We start from the raw sequence: 26,122 nt of genomic DNA, 5'->3' as shown, positions 1-26,122 counted from the left end.
ACTAGGCGATGTCGATTCAGCGAGCCTCAGGAGATCTGACGACCGTGTAACTTATGGGAGGTGACCCGAGTGATCGACGTGGATCATTTGTGGGAGCTGGTGTCACGTCGGGCCGAGGCCACGCCGGACAAGGTGTTCGCGGTGGACGAGTACGGTGGCTCGCTCACCTTCGACGGGCTCCGCGGCGAGGCCGAGCGGGTGGCCGCGGGGCTGGCCGCCCGAGGTGTGACGGAAGGCACCGTCGTCTCCTGGCAGTTGCCCACCAGGCTGTCCGCGTTCGTCCTCATGGTGGCGCTGAGCCGGCTCGGGGCGGTCCAGAACCCGCTCGTGTCCATTCTGCGCAGGCGTGAGGTCGAGTTCGTCTGCCGCCAGGCGCGGCCCTCGCTGCTGATCGTGCCCCGGGTGTTCCGCGGTTTCGACCACGAGGCGATGGCCCGTGACATCGCTGCCGGGCAGCCGGGACTCGACGTACTCGTCGCGGACGACGGTCTCCCGACAGACGACCCGGCCCTGTTGCCACCTTTTTCCGGGGCCGCGCCGGGCGGGGCGGCCGGACCGGCGCGCTGGTACTTCTACACGTCCGGCACCACCGCCGACCCCAAGGGTGTCAAGCACCGCGACGCCACGATCATGGCGGCGACCCGCACGATGGACAGCGCGCTGCGCCTGGACTCCGCCGACGTGGTCAGCTTCCTCATTCCCGCCGCCCACATAGCAGGCCCCGTGCACCTCATGTCCGCGCTGCGCACGGGCCACGAGCTGGTCATCGCGGAGACCTTCGAGCCCGCCCGGGAGATCGAGCGCCAGCGTGCCCGCGGGGTGACCCACGTCGGCTCGGGAGTCCCCTTCATCCGGGCCTACCTGGCGTATCAGCGGGCCCATCCGGAGCAGGCGCCCCTGTTTCCCGACGCCAAGTCGTTCCTGAGCGGCGGGGCCGCCAAGTCCGCGGCGCTGCACGAGGAGGTGAGGCGCGAGCTGGGCGGGATCGGCATCCTCGCCGGCTACGGGCTGACCGAGTGCCCCATGCTCGCCTGGGGCTCCCTGGCCGACGACGACGAGCATCTCGCCCACTCCGAGGGGCGTGGCGGGGAGGGCATGGAGGTGGTGATCGTCACGGCCGACGAGCGCCGCGCGGAACCCGGCGAGGAGGGCGAAGTACGTGTGCGCGGCCCGCAGTTGATGGACGGCTACGTCGATCCGGCGCTGGAGACCGGTGCCTTCGACGCCGACGGCCTGTTGCGCACCGGCGATCTGGGCCGGGTCGACAAGCAGGGGCACCTCACCATCACGGGACGCCTCAAGGACGTCATCATCCGCAACATGGAGAACATCTCGGCGCAGGAGATCGAGAACGCCCTCGCCACCGACCGCCGCGTGGCCGATGTGGCGGTCCTGGGCATGCCCGACGTGCGGACGGGTGAGCGGGTGTGCGCGGTCGTCGTACCCGCGGATCCGGGCCTGCCGCCCACGCTGGCCGAGCTGTGCGAGCGTCTCCTGGCGAGCGGCCTGTCCCGGCGGAAACTACCTGAGCAGCTGGAGATCGTCGCGGAGGTGCCGCGCAACGCACTGGGCAAGGTGATCAGGGCCGAGCTGCGGAAGAGCCTGGTGTCCCAGTCGGACTGACCACCTGTCTTGGTCGTCAGATTGATACTCAGAAGTTGCTCAGGTGCGCGATTCCACTCGGCATTTTGAGTGACACTATCGTCAGATAGAGTTAGAGTGGGGCTGCCGCGACACTGCGGCACCACCGCTGTCCCTGTGGAGTCGCATGACCAGCCCCGGACCGTACGAGACCATCCTTTTCGACCTGAGGGATCACGTCGCGACGGTGACCTTGAACCGGCCGGAGAGCCTCAACGCGTTCAACCAGCGCATGACCATCGAGGTGGCCGACGTCTGGCGTCGGATCAGGGAGGACGACGCCGTGCACGCCGTCGTCCTGCGGGCGGCGGGCGACCGCGCCTTCTGCACCGGGATGGATGTGCGCGAAGGCCCTTGGTGGACCGACCGCGGCTTCTGGTCGCAGGAGGACCCCGGCGCCCGCCTCGGGCCCAAGCAGCAGAAGGTGTGGAAGCCCATCGTCGCGGCGGTCCACGGCATGGCCGCGGGCGGCGCCATGTACTTCCTCAACGAGGCCGACATCGTCATCTGCTCCGACGACGCCACCTTTTTCGACCCGCACGCGAGCGGGGGCATCGTCTCCGCCCTCGAACCGATCGGGATGCTGCAACGCGGTGTGCCCCTGGGCGACGTACTGCGCTGGGCCCTTACCGGCAATGAGGAACGGCTGACCGCCGACACGGCCCTGCGGCTCGGCCTGGTCACCGAGATCGTCCCCCGCGAGGACCTCTGGGATCACGCCGCGCGGCTCGCGGGCGAGATAGCCGGGCGCCGCCCCGAAGCCATCCAGGGCACCGTCCGCGCCATCTGGGAATCCCTCGACCAGCCGACCTCGGTGGCCCTGCGCAACGGGCTCGTCTATCCGCGCATCGGCAATCCCGGGGGCGGGCCACGCCACAACGGCCGCAAGACCGAGCCCCGGCTGCGCTGAGCGCCGCCGAGGGCCGCTGCGAGCCAGGCTTCCTCGGGACGGCGACGCGGCCATCCCCCCCAGACGACCATCAGACGAAAAGGAGAGCGCCGATGGATCTCGGCTTTTCGCCCCAGGAGACCGAGTTCCGGGACGAGGTGAGGACCTGGCTGCGGGAGAACGCCCCGCGCGGGACCAGGCCGTCCGACGGCAGTGCCATGCGCGAGCACGACCTCGCCTGGCAGCGACGCCAGTGGGACGGCGGCTGGGCCGGCATCTCCTGGCCCGAGGAGTACGGGGGCCGTGGTCTCTCCCTGATCCAGCAGCTCATCTGGTACGAGGAGTACGCACTGGCAGGACAGCCCGGCATCGACAGCTGTTTCGTGGGGCTGAACCACGCGGGACCGACGCTGATGGCACGGGCCTCCGAACAGCACAAGGCCGCCCATCTGCGCCCCATCCTGCGCGGCGACGTCGTCTGGTGCCAGGGCTTCTCCGAGCCCGACGCCGGCTCCGACCTGGGCTCGCTCAGCACCCGGGCCGAGATCGACGGCGACGAGCTGGTCGTCACCGGCCAGAAGATCTGGACCAGCTTCGCCCATGTCGCCGACTGGCAGGAGCTCCTGGTGCGCACGGGCCGGAGCGACCGCAAGCACGACGGCATCACCTGGGTCATCTGCGACATGCACAGTCCCGGCATCGAGGTACGGCCCATCCGCACCATGGACGACGGTGAGGAATTCTGCGAGGTCTACTACGACGAGGTGCGCATCCCCCTCGCCAACGTGGTGGGTGAGCTCGGCGGCGGCTGGAGCGTGGCCATGTCCACCCTCGGCTTCGAGCGGGGTACGTCCTTCACCGCGAACCAGGTCCGGCTGGCCCGCACCGTGGAGGAGCTGTACGAACTGGCCGGGCAGCGCACCGGCCCCGACGGCCGCCGACCCGCCCTCGCGGACGACGAGTTCGCCCGGCGTCTGGCCACGTCACGGGCCGAGGTCTCCGCACTGCGCGCCATGACGTACGCGGGCATCTCCCGCAACGCCAGGACGGCGACACCCGGCCCGGAGGGATCGCTGATCAAGCTGTACTACGCGGAAGTCGCCCGCCGGGTCTACGAGTTGGCCTTCGACCTGCTCGGCGCCGACGCGCTGCGCTTCCGCAGCCGCTGGGAGCCGGACGGGTGGAGTGGCAAGTACCTCTACTCCTTCTCCCTCTCGATCGGCGGCGGCACCTCCGAGGTCATGCGCAACATCATCGGCGACCGAGTATTGGGGCTGCCGCGATGACCACCGAGACGACTGAGCCCGCAGAGACGACTGAGCCCACTGGGGCCGCTGAGATGACTGAGACCACCGAGGCCGCCGACCCGCAGCCCCTGCACCGGGCCGTGATCCGCTTCGCGGGCGACTCCGGCGACGGCATGCAGCTGACGGGCGACCGGTTCACCTCCGACGCGGCGGCCCTGGGCAACGACCTGGCGACCCTGCCGAACTTCCCCGCCGAGATCCGCGCCCCCCAGGGCACCATCCCCGGCGTCTCCAGCTTCCAGGTCCACTTCGCCGACTTCGACATCCTCACCCCCGGCGACCGGCCGGACGTCCTGGTCGCGATGAACCCCGCCGCGCTGAAGGCCAACCTGGCGGACCTGCCCGCAGGCGGCACCCTGATCGTCAACACCGACGCCTTCACCACCCGCAACCTGAGCAAGGTCGGATACGACGCCTCGCCGCTGGACGACGACACCCTGGCCGGCTACCAGGTGCACGCGGTCGCCATGACCTCGCTCACGCTCGGCGCCCTGTCCGAGACCGAGGTCGGGAAGAAGGACGGCGAGCGGGCGAAGAACATGTTCGCGCTGGGCCTGGTGTCCTGGATGTACGGCCGCGCCACGTACGGCACCGAACAGTTCCTGCGGGAGAAGTTCGCCAAGAGGCCGGATCTCGCGGACGCCAACATCCTTGCCTTCAAAGCGGGTTGGAACTACGGCGAGACCACCGAGGCCTTCGCCGTCTCCTACGAGATCGCTCCCGCCGGTCTGCCGGAGGGCACCTACCGGCAGATCACCGGCAACACCGCGCTCGCGTACGGGATCGTCGCGGCCGGTCAGTGTTCCGGACTGCCGGTCCTGCTCGGCACGTACCCCATCACCCCGGCCAGCGACATCCTGCACGAGCTGTCCAAGCACAAGAACTTCGGGGTGACGACCTTCCAGGCCGAGGACGAGATCGCCGGCATCGGCGCGGCGCTCGGCGCCTCCTACGGCGGGGCGCTGGGGGTGACCACGACATCCGGGCCGGGTATCGCGCTCAAGTCCGAGACGATCGGGCTCGCGGTGATGACCGAACTCCCGCTGCTCGTCATCGACGTACAGCGCGGCGGCCCCTCCACCGGCCTGCCCACCAAGACCGAGCAGGCCGACCTCCTCCAGGCCATGCACGGCCGCAACGGCGAGTCCCCGGTGGCCGTGCTCGCCCCGCGCTCGCCCGCGGACTGCTTCGACACCGCGCTGGAGGCCGCCCGCATCGCACTGACCTACCGCACCCCCGTACTGCTCCTCTCGGACGGCGCGATCGCCAACGGCTCCGAGCCCTGGCGCATCCCGGACGCGGCCGACCTGCCCGACCTGACACCCGAGTTCGCCGACGGCCCCAACGCCCCCGACGGATCAGGGGAGTTCTGGCCCTACCTGCGCGACCCCGAGACCCTCGCCCGCCCCTGGGCGGTACCCGGCACACCCGGGATCGCCCACCGCATCGGCGGCCTTGAGAAGTCCGACGGCAGGGGCGACATCTCGTACGACCCCGACAACCACGACCGGATGGTACGGCTGCGGCAGGCCAAGATCGACGGAATCCGCGTACCGGACACGGAGCTTGACGATCCGTCAGGCCGCGCCGAGGTCCTGGTGGTCGGCTGGGGGTCCACCTACGGACCGATCGGCGCCGCCGCACGCCGCGTCCGCCGGGCCGGCCTGGAGGTCGCCCATGCTCACCTGCGTCACCTCAACCCGTTCCCGGCGGACCTCGGCGAAGTCCTCGGCCGCTACCGGCACGTGGTCGTGCCGGAGATGAACCTCGGCCAGCTCGCGTCGCTGCTGCGGGCCAAGTACCTGGTCGACGTGGAGAGTTGTTCGAAGGTCGCCGGGCTGCCCTTCCTGGCCGAGGAACTGGAAAGCGTGCTGACCCGCATCATCAAGGAGGGGTCCTCGTGACCTTGACCGACCTCGGCCTGCCCACCGCAGGCGGACTGGATGGCGTACCCACCGACAGCGCGAAGCAGTCGGCCAAGGACTACAAGTCCGACCAGGAAGTGCGCTGGTGCCCCGGCTGCGGCGACTACGCGGTCCTCGCGGCCGTGCAGGCCTTCCTGCCCAAGCTCGGACTCAAGCGCGAGAACATCGCGTTCGTCTCCGGCATCGGCTGCTCGTCCCGCTTCCCGTACTACCTGGACACCTATGGCTTCCACTCCATCCACGGGCGCGCCCCCGCGATCGCCTCCGGTCTCGCCGTGGCCCGGCCCGATCTGAGCGTCTGGGTGGTGACCGGCGACGGCGACGCGCTGTCCATCGGCGGCAACCACCTCATCCACACCCTGCGCCGCAACGTCAACCTCAAGATCCTGCTCTTCAACAATCAGATCTACGGCCTCACCAAGGGCCAGTACAGCCCGACCTCGGAAGTCGGCAAGGTCACCAAATCGACGCCGATGGGCTCGATCGACGCACCCTTCAATCCGGTCTCGCTCGCCCTGGGCGCCGAGGCCACCTTCGTCGCCAGAGCGCTGGACTCGGACCGCAAGCAGCTCACCGAGGTGCTCGCCGCCGCGGCGGCCCATCGCGGCAGCGCCCTGGTGGAGATCTACCAGAACTGCCCGATCTTCAACGACGGCGCCTTCGACCTGCTCAAGGAACCCGGGGAGCGCGAGCAGCACCTCATCGGACTGCGGCACGGGGAGCCGATCCGCTTCGGCCGTGACAACGAATGGGCCGTGGTCCGGGGCCGGTACGCCGGTCTGCGCGTGGCCCGCGCGGACGAGGTGAACGAGGACGACATCGTCGTGCACGACGCCACCGTGGACGACCCCTCGTACGCCTTCGCCCTCTCCCGGCTGACCGGCTCCGACCTCAACCACACCGTCACCGGTATCTTCCACTCCGTGGCCCGGCCGACCTACGACGACCAGGCCCGGCAGCAGGTCGCCGAGGAGCGGAAGGCGCGCCCGGCCGGCCTCCAGTCGCTCCTCGACGGCAAGGACACCTGGACCGTGGGCGCGGCGACGCCATGACCGAACTGCGTATCGACCCTGATCTGTGCGCCGGTCACGGCCGCTGCTTCGATGTCGCACCGGATCTGTTCGCCGAGGACGAGGAGGGCTACGGGACGGTGACCGTCCCCCGGCCCGAGAACCGCCAGCTCGCCGACGCCCGGCTCGCGGGACGGTCCTGCCCCGAACAGGCCGTGCTGCTCACCTGACACCGGGAGACAGACGCCGAGAAGCAGATACCGAGAGAGACTGACCTGAGAGAAGACCTGATGACTCTGTACGACATTCCCCTGCGCACCCTGTCCGGTGACCCGACCACGCTCGACTCCTACAAAGGCACTGCGGTCCTGGTGGTGAACGTCGCCTCCAAGTGCGGCCTCACACCGCAGTACGCCGCCCTCGAGCGCCTGCAACAGCAGTACGGAGACCGGGGGTTCACCGTCCTCGGCGTACCGTGCAACCAGTTCCACGGGCAGGAGCCCGGCAGCGCCGAGGACATCCAAACCTTCTGCTCGGCGACCTACGGCGTCACCTTCCCACTGCTGGAGAAGACCGACGTCAACGGCGAGAACCGGCACCCGCTGTACACCGAGCTGACGAAGCTCGCCGACACCGACGGCGAGGCCGGTGACATCAAGTGGAACTTCGAGAAGTTCCTGATCTCCCCGCAGGGCGAGCCCGTGGCCCGCTTCAGGCCGCTGGTCGACCCGGAAGCGGCGGAGGTCGTCGCGGCCATCGAGGGTCAGCTCCAGGCCTGAACACGTCTTGGCTCCCTGCTGCACGGGCAGGGAGCCTGCAGTCATCCCCCGGCCCTCCATGCGCCGACCATGGCCGCAAGAGCCTCAACGGCATCGACGAACGGGGGCGGACCTCGGAGATCTGGCACGACATCATCGGGGACCGGGTGCTGGGCCTACCGCGTTGAGGCGGCGCACGAGGAGAACCGTGAAGCTCCTGATCCCCGTGCCGCCCGCCCCTGAGCCGGGGCCTGGCAGCACGGGGAGATCAGGCGGTCATCGGCGACAGAACCAGTTCGCCGCGTCGAGCGGGTCCAGGCGCGCGGGGTTGCGCACCCCGCCGAGGAACGTGGGTGTGCCGGGGTAGGGGCACAGCCGGAAGCCGGCCTTGGGCTGGCCCGGTCCGGAGTTCACCACGATCGTCTGCGGCGGTTGGCCCTGCTCGACCCACTTCGCCAGCGCGGCAAGGCCCTGGACCGGGGTGTCCTGGGGGCCGGGGCCGCCGAAGCAGTGCAGCAGGCCCGGGGTGGTGAACAGCCGGATCGACTTCTGCGTAACGGCGTATCCGCCGTCGTGGCCGGCGATCTGCCGGTAGAGCTTGGTGGTGTCGAACACCGAGATGCCGTTGTCGCTCACCCCATGCCAGATCAGCATCTTGCCGCCGCGGGCCTGGAAGGCGTCGAAGCTGGCCGGGCCGGGGTTCTGCGCGGGGAAGACCTCGTCGAAGGCGGTCGTCCAGCGTTGGAGGTCGGCCGGGTCGTCGAAGTCGAACTGGGTCCGGAAGTCGTAGTCAAGACCGAACATCGCCCTGGTGTTGGTGTCGAACAGTCTCAGCGAGGGCGGTGTCTGGGTGGCGCCCCAGTCCGAGGGCGGCACGAATCCGGTCAGGAACTGCGCCCAGCCCGTCGGGTTGGACGCCGAGTATCCCTTGTAGACACGGTCGCCGACCTTCAGCTCACCCGTGATGACCTCGAGGAGGCCGAGCTGCGCCGGCGTGAAGATGCCCAGGGAGCCGAACCACTTGGGGTCGATCTTGCTCGGGTCCCGGACGAAGCCGTCCACGGCTCCGTCGCTCGCGTCGTACTTCGCGACCACCGCGGTCTCCAGCTGCTGGAGCTGGGCGGGGGAGACCCACGAGTCGGAGTGGCGCAGCAGGTGGTCGACGATCTGCCCGAACTTGAGGATGTTCAGGCTGTTGCTGCCTGGCGCCCCGGCGAGCACGCCGTCGTACTCGGACGGGTACTGCGACGCCTCGACCAGTCCCATCCGGCCGCCGCCGGAGCAGCCGTCGATATACCTGTACAGCTGTCCCCGCCGGTTGGTCAGGCCGTAGTACGCGCGAGTGATGGCCTGCGTCTCGACGGTGGACAGGTGCACGCCGCGGGTGGCCCAATCCAGCGCCTTGGTGCGGTCGGCCGCGAACGTGTAGTCCAGGATCTGCCCGGGCCCGCGGGCGTCGGTGCCCGCCTGGGCCCAGCCCTGCTGGAGCTGTACCTCGGTGGGGTCCGGGACGGACCCGGCGGCGCCGCCGACACCGATGAGCACGTAGCGGCTCGCGAAGGTGTCCGGCAACGACACCTGGAAGTTCACCTGGTCGGTGCCGGCCGGTCCGGAGGTGGTGAGGTATCCGTCGACGCGGCAGTACGCGGTGTGGGTGGTCGGCGTGGTCACGGACCGTGCGGACACGATCGTCGCGTCACCGGACACGACACCCTGCATGTCCGTGACCGCGCAAGTGGGCCGGTCGGGCGCGTGGTGCGGGCCGGCCGCGAGGGCCAGGGGCTGGCCTCCCGCGACGAGCATGGCCCCGACAGCGCTCGCGACCACCAGCTTCCTCAGTGGTCGGCCCGTCGTCCAGGAGGCTTTGCCGGTGTGGATCGGTCTGCGCACGTCCATGTCGCACTCCATTCACGCCGTGCCGCGCGCGTCCCGTCGACGCCATCGGCCCGCCGCTCACCGTTCCATAAAGTAGTTGAATCAACTAGCCTTTTGTTCGGAATGAGTGTCAGACGAAGCTGCCGCTGGGACCGTCCGCCGGGAGCGTGGCGGCGCGCACGACGACCTTCGCTCCCTCCGAGGGGCGCTGCGTTCCGGGGTTGCTGTTCATATCGGTGGCGTTGGACCCCGGGCACACTGAGTTGATTTTGACCGGCGTGTCCTGGAGTTCGACGGCGAACCATCCGGTGAGCGCGTTGACGAAGGTCTTCGACGAGCAGTAGGCGAAGGCCGGGATCTGCTCTGTAGGGCTGCCCGGAGATAGGAGCGTGGTGATCGAGCCCAACGTGCTGCTCACATTTACGACGCGCCCGGCCTGAGCCTTCTGCACGAGCGGCAAGAACGCCTGCGCGACGCGCAGCGTCTCCGTCATGGGTGAGTTGAGAACTCTCCGGTATCAGCCGCATGTCACGCTCGGCGTTCGCTGCATCTTTCAAGAACCAGGTCGGAACTGCGCCACTGGAGTGCTTGATCGCGTGGCGAATGAGCCTGGCCCGTGATGCCCTGCGTCGCGGCACGCGATCGATCTCCGAATTCGCATTCGCGACCGGCTATGAATCCGAGAGCGCCTTTAGCACCGCATTCCGCCGCGTGGTCGGCTCCTCACCCAGACAGTTCCGAGATACAGCACATCGCGCCGCGAAACTGCCCGGAACGGCATGCCGACGCCGAGCAGAATCGCGCACACCGTAAGGCCTGCCTCGTCTCGCGCGCGATGGTCACGAGGTGGTGGGCCGGGGGCGGGCGAGTCGGATCATGGCGCGGTAGAGGGCGGTTGGCGCGGGGGTCGGGGCCAGGGGTGGGATCTCTGTACCGGGGGCGGCATAGGCGCGGAGCATGTGGCCGACCAGGCGGCGCCAGGTGTCGGGGGCGTCGTCGCCGGTGGCGGCGACGACGCCGGCGTTGGCCATCAGCAGGATGACGAGGTCCTGTGCGGTGAAGTCGTCGCGGAGCCGGCCGGTGGCCTGGGTGCGTGAGATGAGTTCGAGGAAGCTATTGTACGCCTCGGCCCGGCGGGCTTCCAGCGCCTTGGCGGCGGGGAAGGTCATGGTCAGAACGTCGGCGAAGCCGCGGTCTGCGGCCTGCATGGCGCAGACGGCCTCGATGTAACGGGTGAAGCCGTGCCAGGGGTCGGGGTCGGCGAGGGCTTCGGCCACGGCGGCGGCGTAAGCGTCCATGCGGTCGGCGAAGACGGCGGTGATGAGCTCTTCGCGGGTGGCGAAGCGGCGGGAGAGCGTGGCCTTGCCGACGCCTGCCTCGCGGGCGACGGAGGCCATGGAGACGCCGAGGCCCTCGGTCGCGTAGAGGTGGCGGGCGGCGGCCAGGATGCGGTCGCGGTTGCGTTCGGCGTCGGCGCGCAGTCCCGGCTCGGGCTTGCGGCCTGGGGTTTCGGCGGGGGCTGCGGAGGTCGGCATGCCCCCAGACTACCTAACTGGAACAGGGTGCCCACTTGTGTTGTTACGCTGGCATCATGGAAGCGGGAAGGCCGTTCCATTTTCTTGGACTCCCAAAGGTGATGATCATGCGGGCTGTAATCCTGGACTCCGTCCCCGCCGACCCTGCCGTGGCCGAGGTCGACACTCCGCGCCCGGAGGCCGGTGAGCTGCTGGTGAAGGTGGCCGCCTCCTCCGTGAACGGCTTCGACGCCGCGACGGCGGCCGGCCATCTCCAGGGGATGATGGAGCACCGCTTCCCGCTGGTGATCGGCAAGGACTTCGCAGGCACCGTCGAGGCCCTCGGCGAGGGCGTGGAGGGCTTCGCGGTCGGTGACGCGGTCTTCGGCGTCGTGATGAAGCCCTTCCTGGGCACCGGTTCGCTGGCCCAGTACGTCACCGTGTCCGCCGGATACGGCGTCGGCTCGATCCCCGCGGGCCTGGGTGTGCTGGACGCGGGTGCCCTGGGGCTGGCCGGCACCGCGGCGCTGGACAGCGTGAACGCGGTGGACCCGGGCAAGGACGAGACCCTGCTGATCTCCGGCGCCACCGGCGGTGTGGGCGCGCTGGCCGTGCAGATCGCCGCCGCCCGGGGCGCGATGGTGATCGCCACCGCACGGCCCGGGGCACAAGCCGACTTCGTCACCGCACTGACCACGGCGGATCTCCACCTGGTCGACTTCAACGGTGACCTTCAGGCCCAGGTGCGCCAGATCGCCCCGGACGGTGTGGACGCGGTGCTGCACCTGGCGGGCGACGGAGCCCAGCTCGCGGGGCTGCTGCGGCCGGGCGGTCGGATCGCCTCCACTCTCGGTTTCGGCCCGGACGCTGTCGCGGGTCAGGACATCACGGCCTACTCGGTGATGGCTGACGCGAACGCGCAGACTCTCGCCACCCTGGCCGCGGACGCCGCCTCCGGCGCGCTGCGCGTGCCGGTCACCGCCACCTACCCCTTGGAGCAGGCCGCGGACGCGTTCACCGCCTTCGGCGCCGGCGCACTCGGCAAGCTCGCCGTCACCTGCTCCTGACCCCGTCCCGCCAGCACCGCGCACCACCGGAAGAGAGAACTGATCGTGGACACACTCGCCATCGTCGGCGCCGGCCCCGGCATGGGCCTGGCCATCGCCCGCACCTTCGGCCGCCGCGGCTTCGACGTCGCGCTGATCGCCCGTACCAAGGAGAAGCTGGACGCCCTCGTCGACCAGCTCGGCCAGGAGGGCATCACGGCGGCTGCGTTCCCCGCCGACGTGATGGACCGCCCCTCGCTCACCGCCGCTCTGGAAGCGGCCAGGACCCGGTTCGGCGGCCTCGACGTACTGGAGTACTCCCCGGCGCCGCACTCACCGGTGCCCGGCTTCACCATGGCCACCCCCAGCGAGGTCACGGTGGACAACCTGCAGCCGCAGATCGAGTACACCTTCTACGGCGCCGTCACCGCCGCCCGTACGGTTCTGCCCGCCATGCGGGAGGCCGGCGCCGGAACCCTGCTGTTCACTACCGGCGGCGGCTCCGTCCACCCGATCCCCATGCTCGGCAACGTCAACGCCGCGGCCGGAGCCCTGCGCAACTGGGTGCTCAACCTGCACAACGAACTGGCGGGCAGCGGCGTGTACGCCGCGCACGTGGCGATCAACACCTGGATCGGCGACGGCGGCCCCGAGGGCATCCCCGCGGCCACGCCCGAGCAGATCGCCCCGCTGTACTGGGATCTGTACGAATGCCGCGACCGGCCTGAACTCGTCTTCAACGGCTGACTCCGCACCGGTCCAGTGGCCCGACGGTCCGCCGCCGCTTCCCATTTCCCTTCACGACCCGCACGGACATCGCGGCCTTCCTCGTCTCCCAGCTCACCGACACCCGCTACCGCCGGGCCATGTCGCCGGGCGGCAGGTCAGCGAGAGGGGCGCGTCCTCACATCGGGCGTGGGGCCGACGGGCGGGGCGGCGGGTCACCGGGCCGTCTGGAAATCCTGTGTTCCGACCGTCCGCAGCAGTTCGAGCTTCTCGCGTGCGTCGGCGCCCTCGGTCGGAAAGAAGGCCACAATCTTGCGGAGGTCGCCCGCAGATCGCTGACGTGTGCGAGGGAATGCCGTGGCCAGTCCTCCTCCGGGAAGCAGGTGCGCAGGGCCGGCTCGGTGAACCACCGCCACACGATGTTCGCCGCGCGGTCGGCTCGGCGCCCCGCAGTCCACGCCAGGGTGATCGCGGCGAGGGTGTTCTGCCACAGCACTTGACCCAGGTCGCTGACGACACACGCCGGGATGTCGCGGAGTCGGTCCAGCAGACTCATCAACCCAGGCCGTACGTACCCACCCGAGTAGCGGGCCGGGGGCGAGAACCCGGCCAAGTGGTACAGGTGGTCGCGCTCGTTGGGATCGCAGCGCAGCGTGAGACTGAAAACGCGGCCGTGGTGCCCCGGTGGCCGGGGCACTACGGAACACGGGCGATGCCGTCTCTTCCTTCTTTCGAGCCTGCCTCCCGCCCCGTCGAACACGCGGTGCGGGCATGCGGGCCTCTCACTCCGCCGGGTCGGCGGTCTCCTGCCGACTCCCGTCATCAAGAACATCGCAATCCAGGAGGAACGGCCATGACTTCGATCCTGATCACCGGCGGCCACTCGGGCATCGGTCTTGCCGCGGTGCGGAAACTCAACCGCGCAGCACATCGACCTCGTCCTCGTTACGACGAGCCGCGCGCGGCACAACTGTGGGACGACTCCAAGCGCCTCGTCCACCTGACCGACGAGGAGGAGCCGACGCAGCTCCGGTAGGACGGCTTCGACCGGTCTTCGCCGACCGGCCGTTGCCTCCGTCGTCCAGAGCGATGCCTTGCCCAACTGCGCCGAAACCGCAATGCAACGGGCATCCGTAGCGTCGGGCAACGTGCTGGAGCGGGTGGACACTCACGGCTGGGACAGCTTGACAGCCGGCGGCCAAGCCACGGCCAACGCCACGAGATCCTCCACGGCCTCGGACAGCAGGGCCCGGCCCACCGCGGCCGAGGCACCGCCCGGATCGCCGAGCACGCCGTTGGCGCTCACCGCGCGCACGCCGGACTCGCGCAGGGCGGGCAGCAGTTCCGCCAGCGGGCCTACGGCTCCGGCCTCGGCCAGGTCCTGCCGTACCCGGCCGGGCGTCAGCGCGAGCTGTACGGAGGTCTCGGTGTGCCCGGCGTGCGCGTCCCCGCGCCACCGCGGGGACCAGGTCCGTACGTCGCGTCCCTCCTGCCGGAGCCGGCGCACGGCCTGGCGCAGCGGTTCGACATTGCCGCCATGGCCGTTCACGAACAGCAGCCGGCCGAACGACGCCGAGGCCGAACGGCCGAGTTCCACCAGCACCAGCTCCAGCGCCTGTTGGCCGATGGACAGAGTTCCGGGGAAGTCCGCGTGCTCACCGCTCGACCCGTACGGGACGGCGGGCCCGACCAGGACATCGTCGCGCCGCCGGGCCAGTTCACCGGCCAGCGCAACCGCGACATCGGTGTCCGTCGACAGCGGCAGGTGCGGTCCGTGCTGCTCGGTCGCCCCCAGGGGCACGGCGAGGATCGCCGAGCGAAGGCGCCCGGCGTCCTGCCAGGTCAGGTCGGACAGTGCGGTCATCGGGGCGTGTCCCGTGGGGTGTCTGCCCGGGCCGGCGCGTTCAGGTAACCGCGCTCCTGGAGGAATTCCAGGAGCGCGTCGGCGGCCTTGACCGCGTCCACAGGACCGATGAGCTCCGGGGCGTGGTGCGGGGTCTGTACGCCGGTCAGTGCCCGTAGCCGGTCACGCGGCGCGGTTCCGTCCGGGGGTGCCACAACGCGGGTACGGGGGCGGCCGGGCCGCGGCGGCCCGGCCGACACGGCTCCCACCGACGAGGCCTGGCCGTCTGTCGGCACGATGGACTCCACCGGAGCCCGCGCCGCGCGGAGCACCGCGGGCAGCGCGGACCTGCGCAGGCGTAGGCCGGCGGCCTCGACCGAGCACACCGCCCCGGGCGGCACGCGCAGCAGTTCCCGCCGCCCACCGTCCAGACGGCGCTCCCCGACCAGCGCCCCGTCACCCTCCCGCACCTCCAGACGGGTCAGGCCCAACGCCTGCGCCGCGCCCAGTTCGTGGGCGAGGAACGCGGGCAGCGCACCCGTGCCGCCGTCGGCCGACCCGTCCCCGCACAGCACCAGGCGGACGTACGGCAGCCGCCCGACGGCCGAGGCGATCACCCGGGCGAGGGCACGGTCGTCCGCCATCAGGTCCGCTGCCTCCGGTGCGTCGACACGCAGGGTCCCGGCCCCGAGCGCCGCCGCGATCCGCAAGGCCTCCTCGGACTCCGGGCCGCCGATGCCAATTACGTGTACCCGGGCCGACCAGGCGTCCGCGAGCCGCAAGCCGTACTCCAGCGCCGCCGCGTCCGCGTCGGTCAAAGCTGGGCTCCCGCTGCGGTGGGATACAGCTCCGCTCAACGGGTCGACATCAGCGGCCGGTTCGGCAGGGCGCACACACACCAGGACGGTTTCCACCGGCATCGCTCCTCCTCACTCCTGTCGTCATCCGGTCATCTCGTCACCGCTGTCGTCATCCGTGCCGGAAGACGACGCCGTGACCGCCGTCCGGATACGTCCACGTGATTGCGCCCTCGGCGTCGCACACCTGGTAGCAGGTGCCGCATTCGAAGCACTGTTCGTAGTTGAAGAGGATTCCGCCGTCGGCGGTGGGCGCGAACAGGTCGGCGGGGCAGGCCGTGACGCACGCGCGCGTGGTGCACGACCGGCACACCTCGGAGTCGACGCTGATGTGGGCCCGCTCGCCGACCCGGAACTCGACGGTCGACATACGGTCCTCGAAGGCGATGTCCGCCCACCGGGCGGGGTCGGGGGCGCTCATCGGAACACCCGCGCGGCGCGGACCGCATCGGCGGCCAGGTCGCGAAGCCGTATGTCGTGACGGCGGGCGGCCTGCCGCAGGAGGGAGACCAGACCGGGTTTGGGGCGGGGGTTGTCCACGGCGAAAACTCCTTCGGCGAGCTCGGTCATGAGGCCGGGGTAGCGGTGCTGGACTCGCTCGGAGAGGACGAGCGCCGGGGCGCGGCGCAGCCGTTTGTGGTCGGCGAGCACGAAGGAGTCCTCCAGGCGGCTGCGATAACCCGAGAGGCCGCGCGCGCTGGTGTCGCCCGCGTCGAGCGCACCCGCGGCTGCCTGCCCGGCAGCCAGGCCCGAGCCGATGGCGAAGTTGACCCCTTCGAGCCAGATGCCCGCGGCCAGACACATCCCGGCGGCGTCCCCGGCGACGAGCAGCCCGTCGGCGGCGAGTCGCGGCATGTGGTCGTAACCGCCCTCCGGGATGAGGTGCGCGCCGTACTCCTTCAGCGTCGCGCCCTCGATGTACGGGGCGATCGACGGGTGTGCCTTGAGGCCGGCGATGATCTCCTCGGGCCGGAGCTTCGCCTCGGCCAGCTGCGGCAGGGACAGCACGACGCCGAGCGCGACGGTCTCGGCGTTGGTGTAGAGGAACCCACCGCCCGGAATGCCGCGCGTGCAGCCCAGGATCTCGATGTCGACGCCTTCGTCACCGCGAACCCCGAAGCGCTGGTCGATGACCTCGCGGGGCAACGCGAGCACTTCCTTTACGCCCAGCGTCAGGTGGGAGGCGTCGGTGCGGGGCAGCAGTCCGGCGTCCTTGGCGAGGAAGGAGTTCACCCCGTCGCAGGCGATCACGACACCGGCCCGCAGGTCGCCGTCGGGCCGGTCGGTCCGTACGCCGATGACTCGGCCCGAGGGGTCGCGCAGCAGACCGGTCGCGGTCGTCGAAGTGACGAGCACGGTGCCCGCGTCGACGGCCTTTCCTGCCAGCCAGCGGTCGAACTCCGCGCGGTGGGTGGTCATTCCGTTGTACGGGGGCGCAGCCCAGGCCGGGTTGCGGTAGTCGACGCTGACGGCCCGGTCGCCGGAGGTGACCATGGTGGACCGGCGTACCACCCACCGCTCGACCGGTACTTCCTCCCACCAGCCGGGGACGACGTCGTCGAGCACCCGCCCGTACACGACCCCGCCGTAGACGTTCTTCGCCCCGGGGAACGGCCCTCGCTCCAGGAGCACCACCGACCTGCCGGCGCGGGCGAGTTCCAGCGCGGCCGAGGCCCCCGCCGGACCGGCGCCGACGACGATCGCGTCCACGTCTCCGTCCACGGCCATGTGTTCAGTCATCGGCGCTCTCCTGTGCGGTGTCGGCCGGGGTGTCGCCGCCGAGCCGTCGTGCCAGTTCCAGCAGGAGCTCACGGGCGTCGGTGACCAGGCCGAGATCGGCCATGGTGGTCATCGGGCAGGAGGGGTCGGTGTTGACGCTGACCACGTGCCGCGGCGACCCGAGACCGCCGGTGTGCTGACTCGCCCCGGAGACCCCGAAGGCCAGATACAGCTCGGGGTCGACGGCGACCCCGGTCGTGCCGATCTGCCGCTCGTGGCCGAGCCTGCCCGTGTCGGTGACCACCCGGGTCGCCCCCATGGAGGCTCCGAGCTCTCCGCCCACCGTGCCCAACAGGTCGAGAAGGTCCCGAGCTTCATGGTCGGGCATACCGGGCGGGACGAGTCCGGCCCCGGCGCCGACGACCCGCGGCGCCTCGGCGAGGTCCATGGTGTCCGGCAGTGGTTCGAGGATCTCGATCAGCTCGGTGTCGGTCCCGGTCCTGGGGAGAACCAGGGGGATTGTCACCGGAGTTGCCAGCTCGGGCGTCGGCTCCACGGAACGTACGCCGGGCAGCAGAGTCGCCACCACCGGGCCAGGACCGGTCACCGGAACGACGACCCGGCCGTCGAGGCGGGAGAGTTCGGCGCGAACGCCAGGGCCGTCCGGCGGGGTCAGGTAGGAGAGCCGGACGCACTCCGCCAGCAGCGGACGGTTCAGTTCGGCGGCCAGCCGGGGTGCCAGGTCCCGGCCGTCGGGTGAGGCGGGCAGGAGTACGAGAGAGGTGTCGGTCAGGAGGGGGGCGAGGGCGTGGGCCAGTGCTCCCGGCCGAAAGCCCTCGCCGGTCTCACAGGTCCAGGCCCGGTACGCGGGCAGGGCGGCCGCGGCGCGTTCGGTGCCCGACCCGGTCACCAGCACGGCGCCGCCCGCCTCGGCGACGGCCTCGTCCGCCCCGAGCGGCAGCACACCGCCGCGCGCCACAACTAGGGCCAGTACAGGGGGCAGGGCCGACACGTCCGGCAAGGCCGAGGCCCCGGTCGGCGTCACAGTGCCACCGCCACGCGGTGACCCTCGATCACGGCGGCATGCGCGCGACGCGGGGCGAGACAGTCGCCCACGCGGTGCACGGGGAAGGGCGCGTCGCGCAGCGCCTGCCACAGACCGCTCTCGGGCTGCTGATGCACCGCGCAGACGACCCAGTCCGCCACGCGGCGCCGGGTGCCACCGGTGGGATGGTGCTGGAGGGTGAGCACCACACCGCCGGTGTCCGTCACGGCGGCGTCCATCGGCACCAGGTCGGTGCTCTGCCGGACGCCTTTCCCGTCCGCTTTCACGTTCCACGTCTCCAGGTCGAGCGTGATGCCGAGATCCTGTCCGACCACCATGCCGGGGGTGACGATCTCCACCGAGCAGCCCCGGTCGGCCAGCAGTTCGGCGACCGAGGTGGCCTGGTGGAAGCCGAGTTCGTCGACCAGCACGACCCGCCCGTCGGGCCGCGCCCGCCCCTCCAGCACATCGCGGATGTCGACGACCCGTTCATGACCGCCCGCCCACCACGGGACGGCGGGCCGCGCGCCGGTCGCCAGAACCACGGCGTCCGGCTCGTGTGCCCGCACTGTGTCGGCGTCGGCCTCGGCCGAGGTGCGCAGGTCCACGCCGAGCAGCCGGGCGCGGGCGGCGAGGTTGCGGGTCAGGTCCAGGAACTCGGCCCTGCTCGGTACGGAGGCGGCGAGGGCCACCTGCCCGCCCAGGCTCGCTTCCCGTTCGTACAGCAGCACTTGGTGACCCTGCTCGGCCGCCGTCACCGCGGCCTGCAACCCGCCCGGGCCGCCCCCCACTACGACGATCCGTTGGCCGCGACGCCGGGGGGTCGGCAGGCCGACCGCCTCCCGCCCGGCGCGCGGGTTCTCGATGCAGCCCAGCCAGCGGTTGAGGCCCATCCGGCCCACGCACTCCTGGTTGCACGACAGACAGGTGCGGATCTGGTCGGCGTTGCCCGAACGGGCCTTGGCCGCGAAATCGGGGTCGGCGATCTGGCCGCGTACGACACCGATCAGGTCGGCCTGCCCGTCGCGCAAGGCGCGGTCGGCCTGCAACGGGTCCTTGAACCGGCCGACGCCGACAACGGGAACGCGCACCGCCTCACGTATCGCGCTGGAGATGTACATGGCGTACCCGGGCGGAACCTGCATGCTGGCCTCGATCATGTACAGCGTCGAAGTGGCCACGCCGATCGAGGTGTTGATGTAGTCCACCCGCCCGTCGGCGTCGACCATCTTCGCCACCTCGACCGCCTCGGCGATGGTCGTCCCGCCTTCGATCAGCTCGTCGCCGCATAGCCGCACCCCCAGCGCGCGGTCGGGCCCGATCGCCTCGCGCACCGCGGCGACGATCTCCAGGAGCAGCCGGGCCCGGTTGGCGAGTGGGCCTCCGTAGGCGTCGGTGCGCAGGTTGGTGGCGGGGGAGAGGAAGCCGCGCACGATCGAGGAGTGCGAGCACTGCAACTCCACTCCGTCGAAGCCGCCCGCCGCGCAGTGCTCGGCCACGCGCGCGTACCCGGCCACGATCTCGCGGATCTCGTGTGTCTCGACCGCCTTTGGTACCTCACGGAACAGCGGGTCCGGCACCGGGCTCGGCGCCCACACCGGCAGCCGCGTGTACATCCCCGACGCCTGGCCGCCGTTGTGGTTGAGCTGGGCGAGGATCGGCACCCCGTGGGCGTGCACGGCGTCCGTGATCCGCCGGTAGCCGGGAATCACCGCGGGGTTGAAGCCGTGGATGAGTTTCTCGTACGGCCAGTCCGTGGGGTGGGTCGAGTGCTCCTCGGTGATGATGAGCCCGGCGCCGCCGGCCGCGCGGGCGGCGTAGTAGGCGGCGTGCTGCTCACTGGGGAGGCCGTCCGCCGCGTAGTTGGTCAGGTGCGCGGAGAACACGATGCGGTTGCGCACGGTCAGCGGGCCCATGCGCAGCGGGCTGAACAGGTGGCGGTAGCGGGTGGGTTGCCGGCTCATCGGCGCTGACTCCTGACGGGGGACACCGGAGTTGTGGACGCCTTCGACGCGGCCGCACCGGCGGGTACGGGCACGCGCTCGGCGTCCGAGGCGAACCGCAGCGCGAGGCGGCGGCCTTCGAGCACCGCTTCCAGTACGGTGCGCGGCGCCACGCAGTCCCCGGACCGTGGTGTTCCCGGCGTGGCCAGGTACAGCGTCTCCTCGGGCAGCCGGTGCCCGCAGTCGACGACCGCGACGCACGGCACCTCCCGGGTGGCGCCTGTCCAGATGTCCTCAAGGAGCACGTGGTCGGAGCGCAGCTCACGCAGTCGGGCACGCAACTCCCGTCGTACCTGCGCGCGTTGCAGGCGTACGTTGGCATCGGAGAGGTCCCCGGTCCGCGCCAGCTGCACCCCTGCGACCTGGTCCTGGGTGACCAGATGCACCTGCCGCCCCGCGGCGGCGAGCCACTCGGCCACCGCCACCCCGATCGGTCCGCCCACCGGGTCGTCCACAACCACCGGGCCGTCGGGCGGCAGGGCTCCCGGTCCGCCCGAGAGCAGGACGGGCACGTCCAGCACAAAGACGGGCTCCGGCGTCCCGGCAGCGGCCCAGGCACGTGGTGCGGGGCGCGAGCCGGTGGCGAGCACGACCCGCTCACCCCGGTCCTCGGCATCCGCCAGCTCGGTCGATCCGATCTCCGTACCGGTGAGGATCCGCACTCCCAGCCGTCCGCACTCCTCCTCCAACCAGTCGGCCAGAAGGGCAAGCCGCTCCCGAGCCGCGCCGCCCGCCGCGGCGGTCCGCAGCATGCCGCCCGCGCGCTCGGCCCGCTCGGCGACGCGGACCCGGTGTCCCAGGGACGCGAGCACCCGGGCGCACTCCAGCCCGGCCGGGCCGCCACCGACGACCAGTACGGGCTGAACGCCTGCCCCTCCGGCGGGCCTTGGGGCGTGTTCCGGCTCCGTCTCGTGTCCGCTGCCCGGCTCACCGATGCACGAGACGACCGGGTTGCGGTTGTCCCGGACCTGGCACGCCTGGTTGCACAGCACACACGGCCGGACGCGCTCCGGCGTACCCGCCCGGACCAGTTCGACCAGGCGCGGCTCGGCGATCTGCGCCCGGGTCATCTCGACCAGGTCCGCCGCGCCGCTCTCCAGGGCCGCCCGGGCGGCCGGCACCTCGGTCACACTGCCCTGCAGCACCACCGGAACCCGCCCGCCCGCGGCCTCCCGCATCGCCCGGCACAGCTCCAGGTTGAACTGGGGCTCGGTATGGGCGTCCGGCCGGTACGCCGAGGTCGCGAACGGGCCACCGCGGACGACCACCAGCAGGTCCGTCACGTCCGCCAGCTCCGCCACCTGCCCGGCGGCCTGCTCCGGCGTCACCCCAGCCCAGGGTGCCAGCTCGTCGCAGGACAGCCGCAGTGCCAGCACCCGGTCGGCACCGATCACCTCCCGTACGGCGGCGACGACCTCACGCGTGAGGCGCAGCCGGTCCGTTCCGTAGCCGTCCTGGCGCTGATTGGTGAGGCCGGAGTGGAACTGCCGCAGCAGCGCGAACACCCCGGCGTCCAGCTCGACACCGTCGAGCCCGGCACGGAGCGTGCGGCGAGCGGCCTCGGCGAACCCGGCCACCACGGCGTCGATCTGCTCCTGCTCCATCTCGGCGGGCAGCTCACGGCTCGCCGCGTCGGCGAAGGGGGAGGGCGCCCACAGCACGGACTGCGAGTAGGCGCTGGACCCCTGCCCGCCCGCGTGCCCGAGCGAGGCGAGGACGAGCGCGCCGTGCCGGTGGCAGGCCTCTCCGACCTCCGTCCAGCCCTGCTCGCAGCGGGCGGCCAGCGGTGCCCTCTCGTAGGGGTGGTCGTCGTCGGTGACCGACGCGGTCTCGGTCACCACGATGCCCGCGCCGCCGGCCGCCCGCCGCTCGTAGTAGGCGGTATGACGCTCTGTCAGCTCGCGGTCCGCGGTGCCGAGGTTGGTGGGGTGCGGGCCGAAGAGCACTCGGGACGGCGCCCGGCGTCCGGCCAGGGTGATCCCGTCGGTCAGGAGTGTCACCGTCGGCTCCGCGTGACGTCGGGCACGCCGACGGAGATCCCAGCGAGCGGGCTGTCGTCGCAGGGCTTGGCGGGCGGTCGGTCGGTCCCGGCAGGCGGTCGGCGGCCGATGCTCACCGGAACGGGTCGTGCAGGCCGGGACGCCCGCGAGTGGTCCTGCGACGGCCGGGGCGTCTGCCCGGCCCCGACTCCGGCCAGAGCGGTCTCCCCGAACCCTCGTACGCACTCGGGGTCGGGCCCGTCCAGCGGCAGGCCGGTGAAGAACTTCGCCGCCATGCAGCCGCCCTGGCAGGCGTCGAAGTGCCCGCAGGACGCGCACGCTCCGGCCGACTGCGGCTCCCGCAGCGAGGCGAACAGCTCCGACTCCCGCCACACCGAGGTGAATCCGCCCGGTTCACGGACATTGCCGGCCTTGAAGGTGTCGTGGATGGCGAACGGGCAGGCGTACACATCTCCGACGGGGTCGATGAGGCACACCACCCGGCCCGCGCCGCAGAGGTTCAGGCCCGGCAAGGTCTCGCCGTAGGCGGACAGGTGGAAGAAGGAGTCGCCCGTGAGTACCTGCTCGCCGTGCGCCACCAGCCAGTCGTACAGCTGCCGTTGCTGATCCGGCAGTGGATGCAGTTCGTCCCAGGTGTCGGCGCCGCGTCCCGAGGGGCGCAGCCGGGTGAGCCTCAGCTGCGCGCCGAAGCGGTCGGCGAGCGCCTTGAACGCGTCGAGCTGGCCGATGTTGTGACGGGTCGCCACCACGGAGAGCTTGAAGCCGCGGAACTCCGCGGCGGCCAGATTCTCCATGGCGCGGATCGCGGTGTCGTACGAACCGGCCCCGCGCACCGCGTCATTGACCTCGGCGGTGGCGCCGTCGAGGGAGATCTGCACGTCGACGTAGTCGCTCGCGGCCAGCCGCCGGGCGACCTCGGGGGAGATCCGCACGCCGTTGGTGGAGAACTTCACCCCGACGCGGTGCGCGGTGGCGTAGTCGACGAGCTCCCAGAAGTCCGGCCGCACGGTCGGCTCTCCGCCGCCGATGTTGACGTAGAAGACCTGCATGCGCTCCAGCTCGTCGATCACCGCACGGCACTCGGCGGTGGTCAGTTCGCGTGGATCGCGGCGGCCGGAGCTGGACAAGCAGTGCACGCAGGCGAGGTTGCAGGCGTACGTCAGCTCCCAGGTCAGGCAGATGGGGGCGTCGAGGCCCTCACGGAAGTGCTCCACCAGACGGGTCACGGGGCTTTCCCTCCCTCCAACTCGGGCTCGGGTGCGGCGAGTTCGGGCTCGTCGCGCGGGACGATCATGTGGGTGCGGGCGAGCGTCGCCAGGGCCTGGCCGAACGCGGGGAGGCGGGCCCGGTCGATGCCGACCTCGGCGCAGGCGGCGCGGGCGCTGGGCTGTTCGCCCAGGGTTCGGACCACCCGCAGCAGATCGGGGTCCTTGAGGAAGGACAGGCGGCGAGTGCCGAAGTGGTACAGCAGGGCCCCGAAGGGCTCGGGGCGCACTGCCACTTGCGGGTGCAGCGACCAGGGTCGCCGCAGGTCGAAATCGGCGGGTTCGGTCATGACGACGGCCGTGGCGTTCAGTAGACGCCGCACATGCCGTCGATGGATATGTCTTCCACCAACAGGTCCTCCTCGACGAGCCCGTCGAGTTCGTCGACTCCATCGAGTCCATCGAGTTCGGCTTTGGCGGGTGTGTCGGGGGTGGTTGCGTCGGTACTCATCGAAGTTCCTTCCGACGGACGACTTTTGGCACCGGATGCCGTAAACAGTAAGTGATACTAGTGTCAGATGAGAAGGGGTCGACGTGCATCCACGGAAATCGGCACCGCTGGGGCGCCCCTCGGCCACCTCGCGCGCGGAGCTGGAGCGGCATGCCTTCGCACTGTTCGCCCGCAAGGGCTTCGCGCGGACCACGGTCGATGACATCGCTGCCGCCGCCGGTATCTCCCGCCGCACTTTCTTCCGCTACCACGCGTCCAAGAAGGACCTGGTGTGGGGCGACTTCGACGACCATCTGGAAGGGCTGCGCGACCAGTTCGCGGGCGGGCCGGCGACGGTTCCCACGATGGACGCGGTGCGCGCGGCGGTGGTCTCCTTCAACCGCTTCGACCCGCGCGAAGAACCCGGGCACCGCAGACGAATGCAGCTGATCCTGCGTGTCCCGGAGCTGCAGGCCGACGCCACCCTGAGGTATGCGGCGTGGCGGTCCGTCGTCGCCGAGTTCGTCGCCACGCGCACCGGCCGACCCGCCGACGCGCTGCTGCCGCGGCTCGTCGGCCACGTGGTGCTGGGCGCCGCCCTCGCAGCGTACGAGGAGTGGCTGGACCACGAAGGGGCGGACCTCTCGGCCCTGCTGGAGACCGCCATCAGGGAACTGTGCAACGGCTTTGCCGATGGTGCTCAGGGGTGAGCGGGCCGACCGGCGTCCCCCTTCGTGTCACCGCCGCGGCGGAGCCTCGGGCCACGGCCTCTTGCGGAGACGCCATCGTCAGATATCCACCACAGGCGACCTCGCAGTGGTGCCGCGGTGCGCTCGCGCAGACAGCCTCGCCAGACCCCGAGGCCGTACGCCGCGTCGTCGAGCAGCTTGAGCGTCACCCACGGCACCGCGCCCAGCCCGCTGCCGCTGCGACGGTAGGCAAGCACCGCCGGAGCGACCGCGGCCGCCGCGAGCGGCAGCCTCAACTTCGGCACCGCCACGGCGACGGGCAGCGCGAGCGGCAGCCACGCCCGCAGCAGGGTGCGGCCGAGCAGCTCGCCCGCCATCAGGGTTCCGCCGCCGGCCAGTCGCGTGGCCAGCGGCCAGGGCCGGTCGTTCCAGGCGGAGAGTTTGTGGGCGAGCGCCGCGGTGCTTCCGGCGGCCACCGCCGCCCCCGCCACCGGATGCCGCGCCAGAGTCAGCCCCCAGGCCAGCGCGCTCCAGCCGGACATCGACACCGCAGGCAGCCGCCCGGGGTGTCGCAGGGCCAGCGGGGCGGCCGAACTGCCGTAGTCCATCCGCCGGGAGAACCAGTCGCCCGGCCGCGTCCGGTGCTCGTGCCGCACGGTCGCCGCCGGCTCGTAACGGACCCGGTGTCCGCCGGCCGCGAGCCGCCAGACCAGGTCCACATCCTCGCCGACGCGCATGTCCGCGTCGAACCCCGCACCGACAGCGGCCCGCCGCACCACCAAGGCTGCACTCGGCACGTACGGCACCGCTGTTTGCGGCCGTACGACGCTTTCCTGTGGTCCCATGTCCAAGGGCGAGTGCTCCGCCTCGTAGGCCGCGATGGACGAGGCGACACCGGTGGTGCGGATGGTGCGGGCGCCGTCCGCGGCTCCCGCGGCGGAGGAGCCCGGGTCGAGCGCGACGATGCGTGGCGCGACCACCGCTACCGCCGGGTCCGAGAAGTGCGGCAACAGTGGCGCCAGCCAGTCGAGGCCGGGCACGCAGTCCGAGTCGACGAAGGCGACCAACTCGGTGGACGCCCGCTCAAGGCCGGTATTGCGTGCGGCCGCAGGCCCCCGGTTGGTCCGGTGCCGGATCAGTTCGGCTCCCGCGGCGGACGCCACCCGCGCGACCGCCGCCGGCTCCAGCGACCCGTCGTCGACCACGAGTACCCGCGTGCAGCCGTCCTGCGCCGCCAACCCCGCCAGACACCGGGCGAGTTGGACGGGTCGATCCCGTACGGGGATCACGACCGTCACCTCGGGCACGGGGCCGACGACCGGATCCGGCACGGGGTGCAGCATCCCGGCGTCGACCAACCGCCGGGCCAGCAGCCCCGGAGCCCGCCCGCCGCCCACCGGCTTCCCGGAGAGCCACCCGTCGACCAGCGGGGCCGCGCGTTCGGAGAGCCGGATCAGACGATAGGGGGCACCGCCCAGGAGAACTCGGCCGTCCTGGAGGACCGCGAGGCCGGGGTCGGCGCGTAGCCGGAAGCCGGAAGGCAGCGGAGGAACATCGTCGTTCGTCAAGGATTCTCCTGA

General features: G+C 71.2%; 27 protein-coding genes. 12 read left to right on the top strand and 15 right to left on the bottom strand.

What is annotated here, in order from left to right:
- Positions 1–60: 60 nt before the first annotated feature.
- The 7 genes from OG266_RS00970 to OG266_RS00940 all read left to right on the top strand — a co-directional run bounded on the left by OG266_RS00970 (position 61) and on the right by OG266_RS00940 (position 7,551).
- Positions 61–1,623: an AMP-binding protein gene (locus tag OG266_RS00970; protein WP_371541528.1), complete on the top strand. Its 1,563-nt coding sequence runs from the start codon at positions 61–63 to the stop codon at positions 1,621–1,623.
- Positions 1,624–1,768: 145 nt separating this feature from the next.
- Entirely contained in the window at positions 1,769–2,551 is a 783-nt protein-coding gene (locus tag OG266_RS00965) for an enoyl-CoA hydratase/isomerase family protein (RefSeq protein ID WP_371541525.1), read from the top strand.
- 92 nt (positions 2,552–2,643) lie between these two features.
- Positions 2,644–3,816 carry an acyl-CoA dehydrogenase family protein gene (locus OG266_RS00960; RefSeq protein WP_371541522.1) on the top strand — a complete coding sequence of 391 codons (1,173 nt, stop codon included), beginning with the start codon at positions 2,644–2,646 and terminating at the stop codon, positions 3,814–3,816.
- Positions 3,817–3,869: 53 nt separating this feature from the next.
- Positions 3,870–5,741, top strand: coding sequence for a 2-oxoacid:acceptor oxidoreductase subunit alpha (locus OG266_RS00955; RefSeq protein WP_371541519.1), 1,872 nt, complete (start codon positions 3,870–3,872; stop codon positions 5,739–5,741).
- A complete protein-coding gene (locus tag OG266_RS00950) occupies positions 5,738–6,814 on the top strand; it encodes a 2-oxoacid:ferredoxin oxidoreductase subunit beta (RefSeq protein WP_371541517.1) in 1,077 nt (358 codons plus the stop codon). Before OG266_RS00955 ends, OG266_RS00950 begins: the two co-directional genes overlap by 4 nt.
- Entirely contained in the window at positions 6,811–7,002 is a 192-nt protein-coding gene (locus tag OG266_RS00945) for a ferredoxin (RefSeq protein ID WP_332880719.1), read from the top strand. Before OG266_RS00950 ends, OG266_RS00945 begins: the two co-directional genes overlap by 4 nt.
- A 60-nt stretch (positions 7,003–7,062) precedes the next feature.
- A complete protein-coding gene (locus tag OG266_RS00940; RefSeq protein ID WP_332880720.1) occupies positions 7,063–7,551 on the top strand; it encodes a glutathione peroxidase in 489 nt (162 codons plus the stop codon).
- A gap of 255 nt (positions 7,552–7,806) precedes the next feature.
- Here the strand turns inward: OG266_RS00940 and OG266_RS00935 are convergent, their stop codons facing one another.
- Positions 7,807–9,426, bottom strand: coding sequence for a tannase/feruloyl esterase family alpha/beta hydrolase (locus tag OG266_RS00935; protein WP_332880721.1), 1,620 nt, complete (start codon positions 9,424–9,426; stop codon positions 7,807–7,809).
- A 109-nt stretch (positions 9,427–9,535) separates the two neighbouring features.
- A complete protein-coding gene (locus OG266_RS00930; protein WP_332880722.1) occupies positions 9,536–9,898 on the bottom strand; it encodes an SDR family NAD(P)-dependent oxidoreductase in 363 nt (120 codons plus the stop codon).
- 32 nt (positions 9,899–9,930) lie between these two features.
- Here OG266_RS00930 and OG266_RS00925 point away from each other — a divergent pair, with 32 nt between their 5' ends.
- On the top strand, positions 9,931–10,218 hold the full coding sequence (locus tag OG266_RS00925; RefSeq protein WP_371541512.1) for a helix-turn-helix transcriptional regulator: 288 nt from the start codon (positions 9,931–9,933) through the stop codon (positions 10,216–10,218).
- A gap of 26 nt (positions 10,219–10,244) precedes the next feature.
- Here OG266_RS00925 and OG266_RS00920 read toward each other — a convergent pair whose 3' ends face one another.
- Positions 10,245–10,940, bottom strand: coding sequence for a TetR/AcrR family transcriptional regulator (locus OG266_RS00920; protein WP_371541510.1), 696 nt, complete (start codon positions 10,938–10,940; stop codon positions 10,245–10,247).
- A gap of 107 nt (positions 10,941–11,047) precedes the next feature.
- Between OG266_RS00920 and OG266_RS00915 the strand changes: the two genes are divergently transcribed.
- Both OG266_RS00915 and OG266_RS00910 read left to right on the top strand, forming a co-directional pair.
- The gene (locus OG266_RS00915; RefSeq protein WP_371541507.1) at positions 11,048–11,986 is read left to right on the top strand and encodes an NADP-dependent oxidoreductase; all 939 of its coding nucleotides are present in this window, start codon (positions 11,048–11,050) and stop codon (positions 11,984–11,986) included.
- 45 nt (positions 11,987–12,031) lie between these two features.
- A complete protein-coding gene (locus tag OG266_RS00910) occupies positions 12,032–12,712 on the top strand; it encodes an SDR family NAD(P)-dependent oxidoreductase (RefSeq protein ID WP_371541504.1) in 681 nt (226 codons plus the stop codon).
- A gap of 157 nt (positions 12,713–12,869) precedes the next feature.
- Here the strand turns inward: OG266_RS00910 and OG266_RS00905 are convergent, their stop codons facing one another.
- Positions 12,870–13,514: a hypothetical protein gene (locus tag OG266_RS00905; RefSeq protein WP_371541501.1), complete on the bottom strand. Its 645-nt coding sequence runs from the start codon at positions 13,512–13,514 to the stop codon at positions 12,870–12,872.
- Positions 13,515–13,544: 30 nt separating this feature from the next.
- On the opposite strand from OG266_RS00905, the gene OG266_RS00900 reads away from it, so the two are divergent.
- Positions 13,545–13,727, top strand: coding sequence for a hypothetical protein (locus tag OG266_RS00900; protein WP_332880726.1), 183 nt, complete (start codon positions 13,545–13,547; stop codon positions 13,725–13,727).
- Between the two features lie 132 nt (positions 13,728–13,859).
- On the opposite strand, the gene mftE is transcribed toward OG266_RS00900, so the two are convergent.
- The 10 genes from mftE to mftA are packed head-to-tail and all read right to left on the bottom strand — an operon-like array spanning position 13,860 to position 23,874.
- Positions 13,860–14,555, bottom strand: a complete 696-nt coding sequence (mftE, locus tag OG266_RS00895) for a mycofactocin biosynthesis peptidyl-dipeptidase MftE (RefSeq protein ID WP_332880727.1) — start codon at positions 14,553–14,555, stop codon at positions 13,860–13,862.
- The gene (locus tag OG266_RS00890) at positions 14,552–15,454 is read right to left on the bottom strand and encodes a mycofactocin-associated electron transfer flavoprotein beta subunit (RefSeq protein WP_371541497.1); all 903 of its coding nucleotides are present in this window, start codon (positions 15,452–15,454) and stop codon (positions 14,552–14,554) included. The genes mftE and OG266_RS00890 overlap by 4 nt, the downstream gene beginning before the upstream one ends.
- 49 nt (positions 15,455–15,503) lie before the next feature.
- Positions 15,504–15,812: a 4Fe-4S dicluster domain-containing protein gene (locus OG266_RS00885; RefSeq protein WP_332880729.1), complete on the bottom strand. Its 309-nt coding sequence runs from the start codon at positions 15,810–15,812 to the stop codon at positions 15,504–15,506.
- Entirely contained in the window at positions 15,809–17,131 is a 1,323-nt protein-coding gene (locus tag OG266_RS00880) for an FAD-dependent oxidoreductase (RefSeq protein ID WP_371541492.1), read from the bottom strand. Before OG266_RS00880 ends, OG266_RS00885 begins: the two co-directional genes overlap by 4 nt.
- Entirely contained in the window at positions 17,124–18,155 is a 1,032-nt protein-coding gene (locus OG266_RS00875) for a mycofactocin-associated electron transfer flavoprotein alpha subunit (protein ID WP_371541490.1), read from the bottom strand. Before OG266_RS00875 ends, OG266_RS00880 begins: the two co-directional genes overlap by 8 nt.
- A complete protein-coding gene (locus OG266_RS00870; RefSeq protein ID WP_371541488.1) occupies positions 18,152–20,119 on the bottom strand; it encodes a mycofactocin system FadH/OYE family oxidoreductase 2 in 1,968 nt (655 codons plus the stop codon). Before OG266_RS00870 ends, OG266_RS00875 begins: the two co-directional genes overlap by 4 nt.
- Entirely contained in the window at positions 20,116–22,158 is a 2,043-nt protein-coding gene (locus tag OG266_RS00865; protein ID WP_371541485.1) for a mycofactocin system FadH/OYE family oxidoreductase 1, read from the bottom strand. Before OG266_RS00865 ends, OG266_RS00870 begins: the two co-directional genes overlap by 4 nt.
- Positions 22,155–23,384 carry a mycofactocin radical SAM maturase gene (gene mftC, locus OG266_RS00860; RefSeq protein ID WP_371541483.1) on the bottom strand — a complete coding sequence of 410 codons (1,230 nt, stop codon included), beginning with the start codon at positions 23,382–23,384 and terminating at the stop codon, positions 22,155–22,157. The genes OG266_RS00865 and mftC overlap by 4 nt, the downstream gene beginning before the upstream one ends.
- Positions 23,381–23,713, bottom strand: coding sequence for a mycofactocin biosynthesis chaperone MftB (mftB, locus tag OG266_RS00855; RefSeq protein WP_332880735.1), 333 nt, complete (start codon positions 23,711–23,713; stop codon positions 23,381–23,383). The genes mftC and mftB overlap by 4 nt, the downstream gene beginning before the upstream one ends.
- A 17-nt stretch (positions 23,714–23,730) precedes the next feature.
- A complete protein-coding gene (gene mftA, locus OG266_RS00850) occupies positions 23,731–23,874 on the bottom strand; it encodes a mycofactocin precursor MftA (RefSeq protein WP_332880736.1) in 144 nt (47 codons plus the stop codon).
- Positions 23,875–23,957: 83 nt separating this feature from the next.
- Between mftA and mftR the strand changes: the two genes are divergently transcribed.
- Positions 23,958–24,563, top strand: coding sequence for a mycofactocin system transcriptional regulator (mftR, locus tag OG266_RS00845; protein ID WP_371541480.1), 606 nt, complete (start codon positions 23,958–23,960; stop codon positions 24,561–24,563).
- Here the strand turns inward: mftR and mftF are convergent.
- On the bottom strand, positions 24,554–26,110 hold the full coding sequence (gene mftF / locus OG266_RS00840; RefSeq protein ID WP_371541478.1) for a mycofactocin biosynthesis glycosyltransferase MftF: 1,557 nt from the start codon (positions 26,108–26,110) through the stop codon (positions 24,554–24,556). The genes mftR and mftF overlap by 10 nt on opposite strands.
- Between the last annotated feature and the right edge of the window lie 12 nt (positions 26,111–26,122).

The sequence above is a fragment of the Streptomyces sp. NBC_00554 genome, assembly GCF_041431135.1.
Taxonomy (GTDB): domain Bacteria; phylum Actinomycetota; class Actinomycetes; order Streptomycetales; family Streptomycetaceae; genus Streptomyces.
Note: the sequence above shows the minus strand (reverse complement) of the source record. Positions and strands in the feature narration are given on the sequence as shown.